This window comes from Algoriphagus sanaruensis (assembly GCF_001593605.1).
Lineage (GTDB): Bacteria > Bacteroidota > Bacteroidia > Cytophagales > Cyclobacteriaceae > Algoriphagus > Algoriphagus sanaruensis.
In genome coordinates this window covers 106,716-124,414 of the sequence record NZ_CP012836.1, presented here as the reverse complement: position 1 = coordinate 124,414, position 17,699 = coordinate 106,716, and the positions used below count along the sequence as shown (strand labels likewise).

Annotated in this window: 16 protein-coding genes; 6 read left to right on the top strand and 10 right to left on the bottom strand. The window is 43.9% G+C overall.

Going from position 1 to position 17,699, the window contains the following annotated elements; all coding sequences use genetic code 11:
• Window positions 1-101 precede the first annotated feature (101 nt).
• Together AO498_RS00595 and AO498_RS00590 are read right to left on the bottom strand one after the other, a co-directional pair.
• The gene (locus AO498_RS00595) at window positions 102-917 is read right to left on the bottom strand and encodes an FkbM family methyltransferase (RefSeq protein WP_067542260.1); all 816 of its coding nucleotides are present in this window, start codon (window positions 915-917) and stop codon (window positions 102-104) included.
• Between the two features lie 47 nt (window positions 918-964).
• Window positions 965-1,747 carry a glycosyltransferase family 2 protein gene (locus tag AO498_RS00590; protein ID WP_067542257.1) on the bottom strand — a complete coding sequence of 261 codons (783 nt, stop codon included), beginning with the start codon at window positions 1,745-1,747 and terminating at the stop codon, window positions 965-967.
• Window positions 1,748-2,274: 527 nt separating this feature from the next.
• Between AO498_RS00590 and AO498_RS00580 the strand changes: the two genes are divergently transcribed.
• Both AO498_RS00580 and amaB read left to right on the top strand, forming a co-directional pair.
• Window positions 2,275-3,279: a DUF4421 family protein gene (locus AO498_RS00580; protein WP_082792167.1), complete on the top strand. Its 1,005-nt coding sequence runs from the start codon at window positions 2,275-2,277 to the stop codon at window positions 3,277-3,279.
• A 58-nt stretch (window positions 3,280-3,337) separates the two neighbouring features.
• Complete coding sequence (gene amaB / locus AO498_RS00575) at window positions 3,338-4,882, top strand: L-piperidine-6-carboxylate dehydrogenase (RefSeq protein WP_067542247.1); 1,545 nt, start codon at window positions 3,338-3,340, stop codon at window positions 4,880-4,882.
• 38 nt (window positions 4,883-4,920) lie between these two features.
• Here the strand turns inward: amaB and AO498_RS00570 are convergent, their stop codons facing one another.
• Window positions 4,921-5,865: a PPK2 family polyphosphate kinase gene (locus tag AO498_RS00570; protein WP_202814235.1), complete on the bottom strand. Its 945-nt coding sequence runs from the start codon at window positions 5,863-5,865 to the stop codon at window positions 4,921-4,923.
• 158 nt (window positions 5,866-6,023) lie between these two features.
• On the opposite strand from AO498_RS00570, the gene AO498_RS00565 reads away from it, so the two are divergent.
• Complete coding sequence (locus AO498_RS00565; RefSeq protein WP_067542245.1) at window positions 6,024-7,115, top strand: 6-phosphofructokinase; 1,092 nt, start codon at window positions 6,024-6,026, stop codon at window positions 7,113-7,115.
• Here AO498_RS00565 and AO498_RS00560 read toward each other — a convergent pair.
• Window positions 7,112-7,519 carry a hypothetical protein gene (locus tag AO498_RS00560; RefSeq protein WP_067542242.1) on the bottom strand — a complete coding sequence of 136 codons (408 nt, stop codon included), beginning with the start codon at window positions 7,517-7,519 and terminating at the stop codon, window positions 7,112-7,114. The genes AO498_RS00565 and AO498_RS00560 overlap by 4 nt on opposite strands.
• Window positions 7,516-7,938 (bottom strand): hypothetical protein, encoded by a 423-nt coding sequence (locus tag AO498_RS00555; protein WP_067542239.1) that lies wholly within the window; start codon window positions 7,936-7,938, stop codon window positions 7,516-7,518. Before AO498_RS00555 ends, AO498_RS00560 begins: the two co-directional genes overlap by 4 nt.
• A gap of 113 nt (window positions 7,939-8,051) precedes the next feature.
• Here AO498_RS00555 and AO498_RS00550 point away from each other — a divergent pair, with 113 nt between their 5' ends.
• Window positions 8,052-8,444: a transcriptional regulator gene (locus tag AO498_RS00550; RefSeq protein ID WP_067542237.1), complete on the top strand. Its 393-nt coding sequence runs from the start codon at window positions 8,052-8,054 to the stop codon at window positions 8,442-8,444.
• On the top strand, window positions 8,441-9,274 hold the full coding sequence (locus AO498_RS00545) for an MBL fold metallo-hydrolase (RefSeq protein WP_067542234.1): 834 nt from the start codon (window positions 8,441-8,443) through the stop codon (window positions 9,272-9,274). Before AO498_RS00550 ends, AO498_RS00545 begins: the two co-directional genes overlap by 4 nt.
• Here the strand turns inward: AO498_RS00545 and AO498_RS00540 are convergent.
• The 5 genes from AO498_RS00540 to AO498_RS00520 form a co-directional block, all read right to left on the bottom strand.
• Window positions 9,265-10,044, bottom strand: coding sequence for an FkbM family methyltransferase (locus tag AO498_RS00540; RefSeq protein ID WP_067542231.1), 780 nt, complete (start codon window positions 10,042-10,044; stop codon window positions 9,265-9,267). The two genes, AO498_RS00545 and AO498_RS00540, sit on opposite strands and share 10 nt — an antisense overlap.
• 135 nt (window positions 10,045-10,179) lie before the next feature.
• On the bottom strand, window positions 10,180-11,718 hold the full coding sequence (locus AO498_RS00535; protein WP_067550151.1) for a YifB family Mg chelatase-like AAA ATPase: 1,539 nt from the start codon (window positions 11,716-11,718) through the stop codon (window positions 10,180-10,182).
• Between the two features lie 64 nt (window positions 11,719-11,782).
• Complete coding sequence (locus tag AO498_RS00530) at window positions 11,783-12,151, bottom strand: hypothetical protein (RefSeq protein WP_067542228.1); 369 nt, start codon at window positions 12,149-12,151, stop codon at window positions 11,783-11,785.
• A gap of 30 nt (window positions 12,152-12,181) precedes the next feature.
• A complete protein-coding gene (locus AO498_RS00525; RefSeq protein WP_067542224.1) occupies window positions 12,182-14,014 on the bottom strand; it encodes an ABC transporter ATP-binding protein in 1,833 nt (610 codons plus the stop codon).
• 129 nt (window positions 14,015-14,143) lie between these two features.
• A complete protein-coding gene (locus AO498_RS00520; protein ID WP_067542221.1) occupies window positions 14,144-15,841 on the bottom strand; it encodes a hypothetical protein in 1,698 nt (565 codons plus the stop codon).
• 160 nt (window positions 15,842-16,001) lie between these two features.
• On the opposite strand from AO498_RS00520, the gene pafA reads away from it, so the two are divergent.
• Complete coding sequence (pafA, locus tag AO498_RS00515; protein ID WP_067542218.1) at window positions 16,002-17,630, top strand: alkaline phosphatase PafA; 1,629 nt, start codon at window positions 16,002-16,004, stop codon at window positions 17,628-17,630.
• Window positions 17,631-17,699: the final 69 nt, after the last annotated feature.

The following is a 17,699-nucleotide window of genomic DNA, read 5'->3' as shown; positions in this document are numbered from 1 at the left end:
CCCAAATCCATTAATTCAATACGTTGATGGTATCCTCTTCTTTATCCATGGTTTTGGATAAGTAGGAATTAACTTGATTTTGCCTTCAATCAACCGGATAATTAGCTAAAAAAACGACTGAGCTCTTCTGATGGCTGATAAACAGCCAAGGTATCTCTTCCAAATTTACGGAGTCGATACCCGTTTGCTTCAAGCATAGCATAGCAAATGTCCAGTTCATGTTGTTCATGGTTGACATTTTCAAAAATGATGGCTTGCGGTAAACTCTTTGGTACATCAAATATTCGGATCACTTCCAGATCAAATCCTTCAGCATCAATCTGAAGCAAATCAATTCGATTTAGCTGATAGGTTTTCATCAAGGTGGCTGGACTTACCACTGGGACTTCTTCAAAGGTGATTCGTCTCTCAGGATCAGTTGGAATTGGAATTCCAAATTTCCGACAGTTGGTCTCTACTACGCCATTTTCAAAAAGTTCCTCTACTTTTTCTTTGGAAAAAGAGGCTAGCCCTGTCGCCCAACGATCCTCGCTAAATCCGATTTTGTAAAGCTTTTGCATGCCGTCATTTTCGCCAATTGCTGCGCAAATGGGATGTAAGCCTTCGTTTTTCTGATAGATTTTTTTAAGAAATTGTTCATAAACCGAGCGCTGTGGCTCCAAAAGAACCCCTTTCCATCGATCTCTTTTGATGAATTTATGGATGGGGTCATTGGTGATTCCATCATTTGCTCCGATTTGGATCACCGTAAAATCTCCTTTTTTACTCAAGGAATAGGTGGAAAGAAAATCCGAAAGACTTCCAGGTTTTGGTTTGTACCAATGCTTATAAAACGCCATGAAAAGCGGGTTTTCAGAAGCACTAAGGGAGATTCGAAAGTCTTTATAGAGTGTCTTGAAAGTAGATTTTAGTGACATGTACTGGAGATTGAAGGTGACTCTGAGGGCTTAAATGTAAAACAAAATCACAAGAGGCCTAGCCATCGCATGAGGGTATTGTAGGGTTTGGACCAGGTTCGCTGAATCCGGAGAGGGCCATTCAATTGCTCTTGAAAGAAATCATTGTGCTTGGCATTTAAATAGGCGATTCGCTCGCGTTTTTTCTGACTCGTACCTGTCTTTTTGCGTTTGCTTGTAGGGGTAAGTCGGTAGTAGAATCCGACAAATGGCAACTGGTAAACTTCTCCTCCATCTTTTAGCATTTTGATCCAAAACTCCCAATCCTCACGTCCCATTTTCATATCCTCAGAAAATCCTCCTACTTTTTCCCAGTCTGATTTCCGAAATAGGGCAGCAACAAAAATCATATTGTCTCGGGCAAGTTGGTATCTGCTGTATGGCTTCAGTTTCCAAGGTTTTTGACCTTGTTCATTGAATTTCACCGCCTGACAGTACACCACTTTGGAGGAAGGCTTCTGCTCTAAAATTTTGACTGCCTCCTCAATGTAATTTTCATGAATTAAATCGTCCCCGTCTAAGGGTAGGATATAGGATCCTTTTGCAGCTTGAATGCCTAGATTTCTGGCCTTTGCTACTCCTCCATTTTCAAAGGAAAGAACGCAAATCGATGAATGCTGATCCGCTAAATTTTGAGCGAGGGCGAGAGAATGATCCGTAGACCCATCATTTACGATCAGAATCTCGAAGGATGTATAGCTGGATTTTAGAACACTTTCAACGGTTTCTTTCAGGTATTTTTCCTGGTTGTAACAGGGAATGACAACAGAAACGAGCGGCTGGGGATGCATTGGGCTAAGTTATTTAATTCTCAAAGACCGATGAAATTCACTCGAAAATCTGTGAAAAAATTACTGGGCAATTTTTCATGGTTGAAGACAAGGCCTTGGTTTTAAAAAATTATTCCTCGGCAATTGCTGGTCGAATCTTGTATCGAAGTCTGAAAAATTCCAGTGCTAACTACAAAACTCAGGAATCCTCAAACTTTTTCAACTTCGACTGTCCCTGCATTTTTATGAGGGTAAGTTTACTTTTCATTTATATGTAATTTGAATCTTTAAAAAGCTTGATTTATTTTCAAAAAGACGAAAAAAAGTCCTATAAAAAATTTGTATAGTATTAATAATTTTCTAGCTTCGAGAAGGTGATTAACAACTTTTCTCATATTCTTCAATTATTTGAGATTCCAAAAGAGTCCATTTTTCGAACTCTTTAGATTTTGAAAAGAACTTCAACCACGGTTGGGGTTCTTTTTTTTTGTTGAAATCTCAACCCAGAGATTCTTGAAGAATCATCCAAATCCAGTAGGTTTGAGTGCATGAGACATCGAGTCCTTTTGGTAGTGGTTTTTAGCATGGCCTTTAGTTTCCAGGCATGGGCTACCTCTTTATTGGAATCTGATTCTACCTTTCTCTATTATCGAGATCTTTCAGATCAGCTCAATTTGCGATTTTACTTTTCTCATAAGTTTACCGAATTCCAATTGGGAAAAGACATGCCCGTCTATGAGCCCAATTCCGGCTTGCACATGGGTTTAGGGATAAGTTTCCAAAAGCTCACCGTTAACCTGGCAATACCTTGGGGATTTTTGAACCCGACTCGGCAAAAGGATTGGAAACCAAATATTGATCTCCAGCTCCACAGCTATACCAAATACTGGAATTTTGACTTTTTCGGGCAGTTTTACAACGGCTACATTTTGGTACCTGACCAATCGGAGAGCCAGATCCTCCGCGAGGATGTGGAGGTTCGAAAATTTGGTGGAAATGCCGAATATGTCTTTGGTGGGGATCGTATTTCCATGGCTGCTGCCAAAGATCAATCTCAGTTACAACTTCGCTCGGCAATTTCCCCAATGGCTGGTTTTGGGATCTATCGAGTCCGGATTTCTGGAGATTCTTTATTTAAAGCTGATCAGCAGCCGGTAGTTTCGAGAGGAGATTTCTTCCAGTTTGGCCCCTCGCTTGGGGTGGTGGGAACCTTGGTTTTTGGAAAAGGATTTTTTCTCACTGGAGCATTTTCTGGGAGCTATTCCTTGGGTTATTCTGAAGGAGATCAAAATCGATTTACTCAAAATTGGCAGGGAAGAGCTGGGTATTTGTTCCGTGGATTTGCCGGTTACAATCATACTCGGTTTTCAATAAATGTCAATTATGTACTCAAAAACCTTGATTTGGCTGAAATTTCAGGTTTAGATCCTAGTATATCCACCGGGAATTATCGGTTGAATTTTGTGTATCGAATTCAGCCTGGTCCAAATTTTACCCGTGGGTTTTCTCGATTGAATCCGGTTAATATTTTGAATAGAATGTTTGCCAAGTAGCCGGATTGGCGTTTGGTTTTTTTTAGCTTTGACCTACTGAATATCAACCCACATTGTTATGTCTTCTAATTTCGGAATTCAGGAATCCCTAAACCGATTGGGGATTTCTTCCCAAAATCCAGGAACCTCCACCGGTCAGGTGTGGATCAATTCTCAATCCAACTATTTGGCATCTTATTCACCAGTTGATGGGAAAAAGATCGCTGAAATTCAAGTAACGGACAATGATGGCTATGAGGCGGTGGTTTCCAAATCCCAGCAAGCCTTCGAAATCTGGCGACAGGTGCCTGCTCCTCGTCGAGGGGAAATTGTTCGTGAAATTGGTAACGCTCTTCGAGAGGTCAAAGCCGATTTGGGAAAGCTTGTTTCTTATGAAATGGGGAAATCCTACCAAGAAGGACTCGGGGAAGTTCAGGAAATGATCGATATCTGTGATTTTGCGGTTGGACTTTCCAGACAGTTGTATGGATTGACGATGCATTCTGAGCGACCCGGCCACCGGATGTATGAGCAGTGGCATCCACTTGGCATCGTAGGAATTATTTCTGCCTTTAATTTTCCAGTTGCGGTTTGGTCTTGGAATGCTGCCATTGCTTGGGTATGTGGGGATGTCTGTATATGGAAACCCTCCGAAAAGGCGCCTCTGTCTGCCTTGGCTTGTCAAAAAATTGTAGCGCCTATTTTTGAAAAACACGGAATGCCTGAGGGAATCTCCTCTCTGATTGTGGGAGATTACCAAGTAGGAGAATGGATGACTCAAGATTCACGAGTTCCTTTGATTTCTGCTACAGGATCCACCCGAATGGGAAAAATTGTGGGTAAAACTGTCGCCGAGCGATTGGGAAGATCCCTTTTAGAATTGGGAGGCAATAATGCTATTGTGATCTCTGAGCATGCCGATTTGGATATGGCAATTCGCGGAGCTTTGTTTGGTGCGGTAGGGACAGCCGGACAGCGTTGTACCTCAACCCGCAGATTGATCATTCAGGAAAATGTCTACGAAGAAGTAAAATCCAGATTAGCATCTGCTTATTCCAAATTAGTCATTGGTAATCCGCTGGATGAGACTAATCATGTGGGGCCATTGATTGATCGGGATGCAGTCAATGCATATTTATCCGCTATCGAAAAGGTCAAAGCTTCTGGTGGCAAGGCCGTAGTAGCAGGAGGGGTCTTAGAAGGCGAAGGCTTTGAATCAGGATGTTATGTGCTTCCAGCTATTTACGAAGCTGAAAATCACTTCGAGATTGTGCAGCATGAAACTTTTGCCCCTATTCTCTATCTCATTAAATATAAAATCCTGCCTGAAGCGATCGCTCTTCACAATGGAGTGCCTCAAGGACTCTCCTCCGCGATTATGACCTTGAATATGAGGGAGGCAGAAGCTTTCTTATCGCATGTCGGCTCGGATTGTGGCATTGCCAATGTCAATATCGGAACGTCAGGAGCTGAAATTGGGGGTGCATTTGGTGGTGAAAAGGAAACTGGCGGAGGGCGTGAGTCAGGCTCGGATGCTTGGAAAGCCTACATGCGGAGACAAACCAATACGATTAATTACTCCACAGCTTTGCCACTCGCTCAAGGAATCAAATTTGACATTTAACATTCCAAAGGGCCTTCCAGATATAATGGGAGGCCTTTTTATTTTTCTTCCAATAAGATTTTCTTGTAATCCTGAAGCTTCTCCTGCTCGGAATTTGAAAGTTTAGGGAGTTTGAGTTTCATCTCATCCAAAGCCTTGATGATGGCAGATGCCACAGCAATCCGAGCATAGGATTTATTGTCCGCGGGGATGACATACCAAGGGCTATCTAGGGTGGAGGTAGCGCGGATAGCTTCTTGATAAGCGCTCATGTATTCTTCCCAATGTTTCCGCTCTTCGATATCGCCCGAGTTAAATTTCCAATTCTTTTCCTTCTCTTCGATTCGTTCGATAAACCGCTTTTTTTGAACTTCCTTGGATACATTCAGGAAGATCTTAAGCACTTTCGTTCCGTTGCGGTTGAGGTATTTTTCGTAGTGTCGGATGTCCTCCAATCGTTCTTCCCAAATGTGTTCTGTGATTAGGCTTTGAGGTAGTTTTTGCTTTTCGAGAAATTCCGGGTGAATCCGCACCACCAATACCTCCTCGTAATAGGAGCGGTTAAAAATTCCAATTCTACCCCGCTCAGGCAGGGCTTTATTGCATCTCCAGAGAAAGTCATGGTCCAATTCCTCCGAGTTCGGAGCCTTAAAGGAGGTGACTTGACAGCCTTGAGGATTAATTCCTGAGAGGACGTGTTTGATGCTGCTGTCTTTTCCAGCCGCATCCATAGCTTGAAAAATGACCAAAAGGGACCATTTATCCTGCGCATAAAGCACCTCTTGCAGTTTGGAAAGGGCAGATTTACCCTGTTCTAAGGCCTCTTTTACCAAGGGTAAATCCTCCTTACTAAAATCCTTAGGCGGCTTAGTTACTGCTTTTTTCAGTTCAAAGTCCGCTCCGTCCCTCACTTCATATTTCCTGCAAAATTGTTTTGCCCGACGGATCAATTCCAGATCCGACATTTCTTTGAGACGGGTTTCAGTGAGTTTTTTATTCATCATTAAAGGCTGGATTTTAGAAGGCTGATCATGAATTTGACTAAAGATTTCACTTAAGCTTACCAAATTCTTGGCTATATTGAATCAGTATCCTTATCCCTTTAAAATAGGGAATTACGAGTTGGGAATTTTGGCCTGAGGCCTATTTAATTTGATTAACTATGAAAAAACTTTTGGTAGCAACAGGTGGAGGTGACTGCCCTGGTCTGAATGCGGTAATACGTGGAATTGTGAAGCGAGCCTCTCAGGAGGGAGATTGGGAAGTTTGGGGAAGCTATGAAGCCTTTAATGGAGTCATGGAAGAACCCGCCCGATTACTGCGATTGGATGATAAGACGGTTGCGGGGATTCATGTTCTTGGCGGAACCATCATCGGTACAACCAACAAAGGAAATCCCCTCAAATTCCCGGTAAAACAAGCCGATGGCTCGGTTAAATACATCAATCGAATTCCCGATTTGGTGAAACGCCTGAAGGAGTTGGGATTTGATGCGGTAGTCAATATCGGTGGGGATGGTTCTCAAGCAATTTCTCAGGCGATGTTTGAGTCAGGAATGCCCGTTATCGGCGTGCCCAAAACCATCGATAATGATCTTTCTTCAACAGATTTTACTTTCGGATTTCAAACTGCAGTGCAGATCGCTTCAGATTCCTTTGATCGATTGGTGACTACTGCCAATAGCCACCATCGGGTGATGATTATGGAAGTGATGGGAAGAAATGCAGGGTGGATTGCGCTGCATACCGCGATTTCGGGAGGGGCGGAGATTTGTCTGATTCCGGAGATTCCTTACGATTTGAATAAGGTGATAGAAAAAATTCGAAGTCGTTATAATAATGGGAGAGGCTTTGTCAATGTCGTTATTGCAGAAGGTGCCCGAGCTAAAGACGGAACTATCACGGCCTCCAAAGGTGAAGAAGGGCGAAATGCCATTCGACTCGGAGGTGTTTGTTTTACACTCAGTCAGCAACTGAAAGATGCAGGACTAGAAGCGGATGTACGGGAAACCGTCCTTGGCCACACCCAACGTGGAGGAACTCCTGTCGCTTTTGACCGAATCATTGCTTCAGTCTTTGGTGTCAAAGCCATGGAGTTGGTGTTGGAAAAGAAGTTTGGTCAAATCGTCATTTTGAAAAACAATGATTATTCCTCCGTATCTATCCAAGAAGCCATCAAAGAATACAATATCGTAGACCCCGAAGGGACCTTGGTCAAAGCCGCTAAAGGGCTGGGAATTTCTTTTGGAGACTAACGCGCTCGAATGGGGATTTGCAAACGGAGGGCAGGAAATTGTTCGCGATGTACTGGGGAGTGTAGTGCCTGATTGTCCAAATAAAGCTTTGCCGCCATCCGTCCATTGCTTCCTGATTCCAAGAAAAACGGAATACTGGTAAAGAGCATGATACTACCCAACGTTCCGAAGGTTGATCGGAGTCCTTCATTGCTTCTGCCGGTATTGTAGTTGTATCGGTAAGGGATGACGGAATTCAATACAATCAAGCCGGTACCTCCCAGCATGAATATTTTTCCTGTTTTAAACTGCCGTTCCGATTTCATAGCCAGATCCTTCTGAAGCATGGTTGGTTCCGCTTGGTATTGTGCGTGTCCAAGAAATGGGAGTGCTAAAAATAGGAAGATGCAGATCGCCTGTTTCATCGGTTCTTGGAGTTAAGTGGAAGTGAAAAAGTGAGTGAAGGAATCGCTCCTGAAGAACGATATACCGATTGAGCTGGAGCTAATCGAGCGGTAGTAATGGAAAGGCTGGCTGCTCTTCGGGCTTTGTTGGCTGATCCTGCTAAAACCGGAATTCCGATCAAGGCCGTCAGTGATCCCGCACCTGCCAATAGGATTCCTCCTCCAAATGCCCCATCTGTCCAATCATCAGACGATGCGGCTAATAATAGACCCAAGGCAACTGCTCCACCCCCAAAGGCCATCATCTTAAGTCCAGTGCTACGTTGTTTTTCACTTTGTTTTACGAGCTCTTGGATATACGTTCGGTCTTGGGCCTCTTGAGCCAAGCAGGGTTTAGGGAGTACTAAACCCAAGAAGAGAATTAAAAAGATGGATTTCATAAGAAGGGGTTGACTTGTTAGATGGATTTAAGATGCTCATTTTTTAGAATATCTGAAGCTTAAGTATGAATTTTTCTTTTTATCTTCTTTGAAGTTTTTAGACGTAAAATTTTATGCCAGCACAATCTTTAGAACTTATTTTGGCGAGACAGTTTGGCGATAGTTTGAATTTGCCCGTTTTTTTAGTGGATGTAGCGGGAAATCTACTGTTCTACAACGATCAAGCAGAAGGTATTTTAGGCCTTCGATTTAGTGACACGGGAGGAATGCGAATCGAAGAATGGGCAACCGTTTTTGTTCCAAAGGATGAAAATGGGGACTTGTTAGCGCAAGATGATTTGCCCTTGGTCAAGACGCTAAACACCCAAAAGCCGCATCATGGAGATTTTTATATTGATAGTCTGAAGGGGGAACGAATTTCCATTTCTGTTTCGGCTTTTCCGATCATCGGAAGATCCAATCATTTTTATGGTGCTATGGCTATTTTTTGGAGAAAGGGCCTATGAAAGTGAAAATTTGGGGTTGCCGAGGCTCATTGCCTTCGCCTGGTCCAGAAAATTTGCGGTATGGAGGAAATACTTCCTGTGTTCAAATCACGCATGAGAAAAGTCAACTCATCTTGGATGCAGGTTCGGGAATCATGCGTCTGGGTAAGTTTTTGTCTCCGGATTTGTCGGAGATTCATATTCTATTAACTCATCTCCATATTGACCATACCTTGGGTTTGGGATTTTTCCTTCCACTTTATAATCCTAAAGTCAAGGTGCATATCTATGGTCCTGCGGTAGATGGTGATCCGCTGGTCAATCGACTGCAGCGCTACTTTTCTCCACCTTTATTTCCTGTCAAACTCAGTGAACTCCCCGTCCATCCTCATATTCACGAACTGGGTTCTGAGCAAATTCAAATCGGTCCTTTCTCGGTGAAGTCCGCCTATGTCTGTCATCCTGGGGCAACATTGGGCTACCGGGTTTCAGTGGGCAAGACTTCCTTGGCTTACCTTCCCGATCATGAGCTCCAACTTGGGGCAGCGGATTTTCCGAATGATCCCAATTGGACAAGTGGCTTTGACTTGGCGGATCGAGTGGATTTACTTTTTCATGATGGAAGCTACACTGCGAAGGAATATACCGGCAAGATCGGCTGGGGGCATAGCTCGGTGCGGGATTCGATCCTATTCGGAAAGATGTGTCGGGTGAAGCGATTGGGTATTTTTCACCATGAACCAATGCGAACAGACGAGCAATTGGATGAAATGCTGGAAAACTCCCTGAGAGTGCAAACGCCTGATTTTCCTGTTGAAATGTGCGCTGAGGGAATGGTGTATCAGCTTTGAGGGATAGATTTTTGGATTGCGAGAAAATTCGAAACTTTCCCAAAGGCTTCCAATTCAAATTCATAAGTAGGGAGGTGAATCAATCCTCCACGCTGAATCAAGAATAGGTCAAAGTCGGGTGAAAGCAGGTCAAAAAAATCCTTGAAATACGTCCTTGATTGGAGATTGTTAACGCCAAATTCAAATTGAATCGCCTTAATTTTCCCTTCTTCCAGGAGGGTTTTTGCTCCTAGCAGCACATCAAACTCGTGGCCTTCTACATCCAATTTCAAGAAGTCAATTTGATTGATCTCATGATTTGTTGCATACAGATCTAGAGTGGTCATTTCCACCTCGATGGCCTTACTTTCACTTAAATGGTCAGAATGAAATCCCGAATAGACGGGATTTGGATGATTGAAAAACGGCACCTTTTTACTGCTAGATTTGCCTAAGGCAAGTTGATTTTTTATCACCTTTCTACCCTGATCCGAGGCTTGGACTAATTGAGAAAATGTCTGTGGAGAGGGCTCAAACAGATGGAATTCGGTCGATTGATCGGTGAAGAGTGGGCTGACTGCCTGAAAATACGCTCCAGTATTGGCTCCTACATCTACCAAAACACGGATAGGAAAACGTTGATTGGAAAAGGTAACAGCCTCTAGTTCTCCATTGGTGTGGAAATCCCAGAGATTTCCAAAAGCGAGGGTTCTGGCCTGACGTAAAATCCAATAACTAAAAGGAAAGAAATGCCTATTGCCAACCAAGGGAAGTAGCAATTTCCGAAACATAAGGATGAAGGGGTGATTCTGGGAGGGAAGATAATAGAAAAGTCGCCAAAGGCTAAGGTTGCCACTTAGCAATTCAAAATTGAATATTAATCACATTGGGTAGAATTAAATATCTGAATTTTGAAATTTCCAGCATCACCCCGCCCAGCCTTCTCGATCTAAGCTTCGATATTGGATGGCTTCGGCAAGATGTTCGACTTTGATGGAATCGCTTCCTGCAATATCTGCGATGGTTCGAGCTACTTTTAGGATTCGATCATAAGCGCGGGCAGATAGCCCTAGTCGCTCCATAGCTGTTTTTAAAAGTGTCTTTCCGGCCTCATTGATTTGGCAGACTTCCTTGACCATATGGGAAGGCATCATTGCATTGCAATACACTTCAGGATTGTTTTGGAAGCGTACTTTTTGTTTTTCTCTACCCAAAATCACCCGCTCCCGGATGGCCTTGCTGGACTCGGCCTTTCGGGTGGAAGTCATTTCGTCAAACTTCACCGGCGTCACTTCCACATGCAGGTCGATGCGGTCGAGTAAAGGACCGCTGACCTTGTTGAGGTAGCGCTGTACGATTCCCGGTCCGCAGACACATTCCTTTTCAGGGTGGTTGTAATAGCCACAAGGGCAAGGGTTCATACTTGCGATCAGCATAAAGTTGGCCGGATAATCCACCGATACTTTGGCTCGAGAAATGGTCACTTTCCGCTCCTCCAAAGGTTGGCGCATGACTTCCAAAACAGTCCGTTTAAACTCCGGAAGTTCATCCAAAAACAAGACCCCATGATGCGCGAGCGAGATTTCTCCAGGTTGGGGATTACCACCCCCGCCAACGAGGGCTACATCGGAAATCGTATGATGGGGACTTCGGAAAGGGCGCTGCGCGAGAAGGGAACCATTGCGTCCCAATTTGCCAGCGACCGAATGAATTTTGGTGGTTTCGAGTGCCTCCTGTAGCGTGAGTGGAGGAAGAATCGAAGGGAGCCGTTTGGCAAGCATGGTTTTCCCCGCTCCGGGAGGGCCGATCATAATTACATTGTGCCCTCCTGCAGCGGCAATTTCCATGGCACGCTTGATGTTTTCCTGGCCTTGCACATCCGCAAAGTCAAACTCACTTTCCTCCAAGGAATGGTAAAAGATCTCCCGAGTATCGGTGACCAGGGGTTCAATGTCCAAAGTACCCTGAAGAAAATCCACTGCTTGGTCCAATGATTCCACGCCGATAATATCCAGGTTATTGACGATGGAAGCTTCTTTGGCATTTTCCAGAGGAAGAATAAATCCTTTAAATCCCTTCTTGCGTGCTTCTATTGCAATGGGCAGCACACCTTTGATCGGGCGAAGGTTCCCGTCGAGGGAAAGTTCCCCCATAATAATGTAGCGTTCTAACTCAGGGAAACTGACCTGCTCGGAGGCTTGAAGGATTCCCATAGCGATCGGTAGGTCATAGGCTGAGCCTTCCTTTCGGATATCTGCCGGCGCTAGGTTGATTACGATTTTTTGGCGGGGCATCCTGAAATTGAAATACTTCAAGGCGGATTCCACGCGCTGTTGAGATTCTTTAACTGCGGAGTCCGGAAGACCCACCATGTAAAAGCTCGTGCCCTGTCCCACATTGACTTCGATGGTGATTAGGTTGGCGTCGACGCCAGATACCGCGCTTCCAAAAGTTTTTGCTACCATGATGAATAAAAAAAGGAAACCGATTTTGGTTTCCTGAATATACAAGGTTGCTAAAATTAAATCTTTATTGGTTAGTGAAATTTTGTCTTGGTTTTAGGATTCCACCACCTTCTTCTGAGCTTTTAGGAGCCGAAGAAGACTTGGATTCAGTTCCTTTAGGATGCTCTAAGTCGTAGAGTTTTGCCTTTACTCCATTTAATTCCTGCTCTAGTTTTTGGAGTTCATTGGCTTGCCCTTTACGATAAATACCTGAAGTCGCCCAGGAGGCAAAGAAAATCAATAAACCCACCAACATTATTTTGACCATTGATTCTGGAGTAATTGGATCCATTCCAAAGGTGCTTCCCAATACATCAAAAAAGATGAAAAAGAGTAAAAACACCAGAAAGTAAATCAGTAGGGCTAGGGTTAAATAAAACGAGATGGATTTCATGGGGCAGGGATTTTGGGTTTCACTAAAGTATCAAACAGCCTGAATAGATGAAAGTTTCTGATAAAGTCCTTCCATTTGCATCAAGTCTTGGTGATTTCCACGTTGGATGATGCGGCCTTTTTCGATTACAAGGATTTCGTCGGCATGCTGAATCGTACTGAGTCGGTGAGCAATGACTAAGGTGGTCCGGTTGGCCATTAATTTGGTCAAAGCTTCTTGGACCAAGAGCTCGGACTCGGAATCCAATGCAGAGGTGGCCTCGTCGAGGATAAGAATCGGAGGATTTTTCAGTACCGCTCGCGCAATGCTTAGACGTTGACGTTGTCCACCAGAAAGTTTGCTGCCTCGATCACCGATATTGGTTTGATAGCCATTTTCAAGCTGGGAAATAAAGACGTGTGCATTAGCGATTTTTGCTGCTTCGATTACCTGCTCTTCTGTGGCACCGGAAATTCCAAAGGCGATGTTATTGAAAACGGTATCGTTAAAGAGAATTGATTCTTGAGTGACAATTCCCATCAAGCTTCGTAAATCTGCGGTTTTAAAGTCTCGGAGGTCTGTTCCGTCTAATGTGATTTTCCCTGAGCTTGGATCATAAAATCGAGGAACCAAGTCGGCAAGGGTGGATTTTCCGCCGCCTGATGGTCCAACAAGGGCGATGGTTTTTCCTTTTTTCAAGGTGAACTCAATGTCCTGAAGAACTGGCTGATCTCCGTATCCAAAGCTGACCTGATTAAATTTGATTTCCTGTGAAAATCCCGGAAGCGGTGCATGGTGTTCTGGGGATTGGACTTGAGATGGGGTGTCGATCACCTGGAAAATCCGCTCTGCAGAGGCAATTCCTCGCTGAATACTGCTTACTGCTCGGGAGATTTCCTTGGCAGGATTGAGTACTTGGGTAAATATGATGATGTAAGTGATAAAATCAGAGGCGCTCAGATCAGACTGTCCACTCAAGACCAAACTGCCTCCGTATACCAAAATCCCAGCGACAACGGATACCCCAAGAAATTGGGAAATCGGCGAGGCCAACTCATTTTTTCGGGCCATGCTCACATTGACATGGGAATAGTAATCGGTCTCCGAATCAAATTTCCCACTGACAAATCGCTCAGCATTGAATGCCTTGATAACTCGCATTCCACCCAAGCTTTCCTCCAAAATATTCACAATTCGGCCCAAAGATTCCTGACTTTGAACGGCACGTTTCTTAAGTCGCTTGGTGATTCCTCCGATGATTGCTCCCGAAATCGGAATGATTAGAATGGTGAAAAAGGTCAGTTTGACCGACATGAAAAAGAGCACTGCAAAATAAAGAATGATCGTGGCCGGCTCTCTGAAAATCACTCGAAGGGATTGGACGATGGTGTTTTCTACCTCTTGAACATCATTTGTCATTTTGGACATAAGGTCACCTTTTCGTTCATTGGAAAAATAACCGATATGCAATTGGCTGACTTTTTCGAAGATGTCCATCCGCATTCTCTTAATCACTACAGCACGGATTTTAGCCAAAACGACTCCTGATAGGTAGGTGAATAAGTTGGACAAAAAGACCGAAACTACGATGATGATGCAAACGAAGACCAGAGTACCCATCTTTCCATGGGTGTCTTGAACCACCAAAAACTGATGGTTGAATAGTCCGGTGAAATAGTCGATGGAAAAGGAAAATTCAGGTGCTTCCCGGTAGGTTTCTAAGGTGGCAGGATCCACCTGCTCGAAAATCACATCAAAAAGTGGCTTTAGGAGTGTAAAGTTGAGCAAGCCAAATACAATCGCTAAAAAGGCATAAATCACATAAATCGGAGCAAATCTGCCGAATGGTCGGGCATAAGACAGAATCCGAAGGTAGGTCTTCATCAAATCAACCGGGTCAAGTTTGCCTGCAAGTTACGTAAAATTGCCCGAGCCTGTTTTGGGAAAAGCCCATGGCCCCTTTCATTCGAGTTAGGAAGCCATTTGAAATGCCTAAGTGAAGAATACTTCTGCCTAGAAATTATAGTCTGGACGTATAAAGTTGAGACGAAAAGCAAGCTCCACAAATTGACTGGTTTGCGGTGCATTTAAATCTTGTGCGGTGCGTCGCCGAAAGGTGTGAGAAAGGTCAATGAAGAAATTATGCTTGACCATGTAGCTTGCAGAAAGTTGAGACTGAATCACTTGGGTTTCGATGCCCTGACCGATGAAATTTCCAAAAAGCCCGGTTGGACTGTTTTGAAGTCTGTTTTTAAGTACATCACCTCCCCAGTTTACCTCCCCAGATTCATCTGCCCCGTATTTTTGGTACATGCCGATCCATCGGGCTTGGAGTTTTGGGAGGGGTTGGTAGCGTAGGATTCCCAAGAACTCTCGAAAATTAGCTCCGCGAGGATGGGTGAGCGGCATTCTCCAGTTGGAATAGGATTGATAATCAAATTTTTCCTGAAAGGTATAGGGCCTAGCCTGATTCCATTCCAATTGCAAGTCCAGATTTGAAATCCCAAGCGCATTGATGTATTTGTATCCTGCCTGAATCCCATATTTGTTGCGCTTGGAGCCTTTTCCGTCGATTCCAAAAAACTCATTGAAGACGAATTCATCCAAGGCAAACTGTCCATAGAGTTCCATGCCAGGACGGAACATCCACTTGCCATCCAATCCCAACATAACCTTGTCCGGAGTGCCTTGTTGCTGCTCCACCCAACGATAAAAGACAATTGGGTTGAAATAGTTGAAGTTGACTTTGTCCGTCATCACGGAGGAATAAAATCCCAGATTCATCGCCTTGCCGACATTGAATCCAATCCGGTGGTAGGAAAAATATTTTTGAGGATATCTCCCGTCGGTAGGTCTTCCTCGATCATAAAATACATCCGCGGTCAGTTGTGACCATAAATTGGTCAACTGAAATCGCCACACCTTGGTGTTGATTTTGACAAACATGTACGGATTGGAAAAATCCGAAAGTTGAAAGGATCGATACCCTTCGCCAACAAAGTTTCGGTCATGGCCCACTTGAAACTCGATGCTTTTGGTCAAGTGAAAATTGAAATGACCCATGGCGGAGAAGTAATTGTAGCCCTCGGTTTGGTATTGTTTCCAAAAGCCTTCTCCAGGAACTGCTCCATAGTAACGGGCATAGTCTTTTACCCAACTTGGAAAAAAAGTCTCGGTGGTAGTCAGGTAGGTGAAAAATCCGACCTTTTTATCAATTGAGCCTCGAACGACAAGCCCTCTGGTCAATCGTGCAGGCTTTCGGTCTTGTTCCGTTTCTACTCCTCCAGCGAGGTAAATGACAGGGCTCAGGTGAATCCCAAAATCTTCTCCTACGTAATGCGCAAAATCTCCGGGTCTTTGGTACAAAGATTTTAGAAAAGGAGACTTGGATGCAGGCGTTTCATTAGCACTAAATTCCCAATTGTCCTGACTCAAATAGGCCAAATTAAATCGGTCAGCAGAAGTTTGAATTACTGATTGATTGGTAAGGCTATCCACAAATTGGGCGATTCGATCGCGTCGATAAGGTTTGAAACCCGTATTGATCAAGGAACTGGTTTTTCCGGAGAGGATTTCATAGCGTTCGAGCTGATGATAGTAGTCCCGATCATACGGAAGATAGGAACCTTGGGCTTTTGCTTCCGGGGATTTTACCCCAAGTACCAAAAAGAATATGCTAATGAAAAGTCGAAGGGAAGGCGTTTTATGCATCGGATAAAGCTAAAAAGAAAATGGAAAAACCCTGAAATCTGGATTTCATTTCCTCTCCATAATTCAGGTAATTTTTTGCAATTAACGACCTCTTAACAAACTCATGACCTTTGAGCGATTGGGAATAGTTATCTTTGGAGATTCACAGAAATAAAAACTCATGCGAAAATTAGTTGTCACAGCCCTACTCTTGATGTTTGGGAGTCCGCTTTTGAGAGCTCAAGCCCCTGCTGAAAAACCAAAGTTGGTGGTGGGTATTATCGTCGACCAAATGCGTCAGGAATACTTTTACCGTTTTGCAGATCGATATGGAGAGGATGGTTTGAAGCGATTTGTGCAAGAAGGCTTTATGATGACCAATGGACATTACAATTATATTCCGACTTACACAGGGCCAGGTCACGCTTCAGTTTATACTGGCACAACTCCCGCTACTCATGGAATAATTGGGAATAACTGGTACGTAAGATCATTGGGTCGTTCCATTTATTGCGCGGAAGACTCTACGGTCACAAACGTAGGCGGTACTCCAGAAAGTGGAAAAATCAGTCCAGCGAATTTATTGACCACCACTATTACCGATGAGCTTCGGCTTTCCAATGGAAAACAATCTAAGGCGATCGGAATTGCGATCAAGGATCGTGGGGCAAGCTTGCCAGCAGGGCATACTGGCGATGCGTATTGGTATGACGGTGAGAATGGAGAATGGATGACCTCCACCTATTATCACCAAGCTTTACCCAAATGGGTAGCTAAGTTTAATGCTCAAAAACGCCCAGACGATTACCTTTCTAAGACTTGGAGCACGCTTTACCCAATCGATAGCTACACGCATAGTCTTCCAGATAATAATGATTTCGAGGCTCCTTTTATTGGAAAGGATACCCCTACATTTCCGTATGATTTAGCGGCACTCCGAGAGAATAATGGAAATTATGAGCTCGTGGCATCTACTCCATTTGGAAATACCATGACCGTGGATTTTGCTTTGGCATCCATTGAAGGAGAAGAATTAGGGAAACGTAATGTGACCGACTTTTTAGCGGTAAGTTTTTCAAGTACAGATTACATCGGTCACCGTTTTGGACCTTCTTCGGTAGAAATTGAAGACACCTATTTGAGATTGGATCAGGAAATGGCAAGGCTGTTTGCGTATTTGGACAAGGAAATCGGGAAAGGAGAATACTTGGTATTTATATCTGCAGACCATGCTGTAGCAGATGTTCCCAACCGAATGTTGAGCGAACATATCCCGGCAGGAAATTTTAATTCAGGAGCAGCTCTGGGGCAGCTTAAGGGATTTACCACCGCGATGTATGGGGAAGGCAACTGGATTTTGAATATGTCCAATGAGCAGATCTTTTTGAATAAAGATCTAGCTAGGGAAAAAGGTGTTGATTTTGAAAAAATGCAACGTGAAATCGCAGATTTTTCCCTTCGACTGAAGGGGGTGAAAGAAGCTTATGTTGCTTCGGATTTGCGCAAATCAGAGTTTGTGCAAGGCCGACCTCACTTATTACAAATGGGCTATAATCATAAAGCTTCAGGGGATGTGTTGTTGATTTTGGAACCAGCATGGCTGGTAGGCGGAGCCCGAGGCACGACCCATGGCTCTGGCTATAGTTACGATACCCATGTTCCGATCGCGTTCTATGGATGGGGAATCAAATCTGGAAAAAGTGCTCAATACACCACGGTAACGGATATTGCTCCAACCTTAGCAATTTTGTTAGGTATTCGAATGCCTAATGGTACTACCGGACAACCCATTGTTCCAATTTTGGATTAATACTAGTTGTGGTTAATAGAAACCCGATCAAACTGCTGATCGGGTTTTTTGTTTAAAAACTTCTTGAAA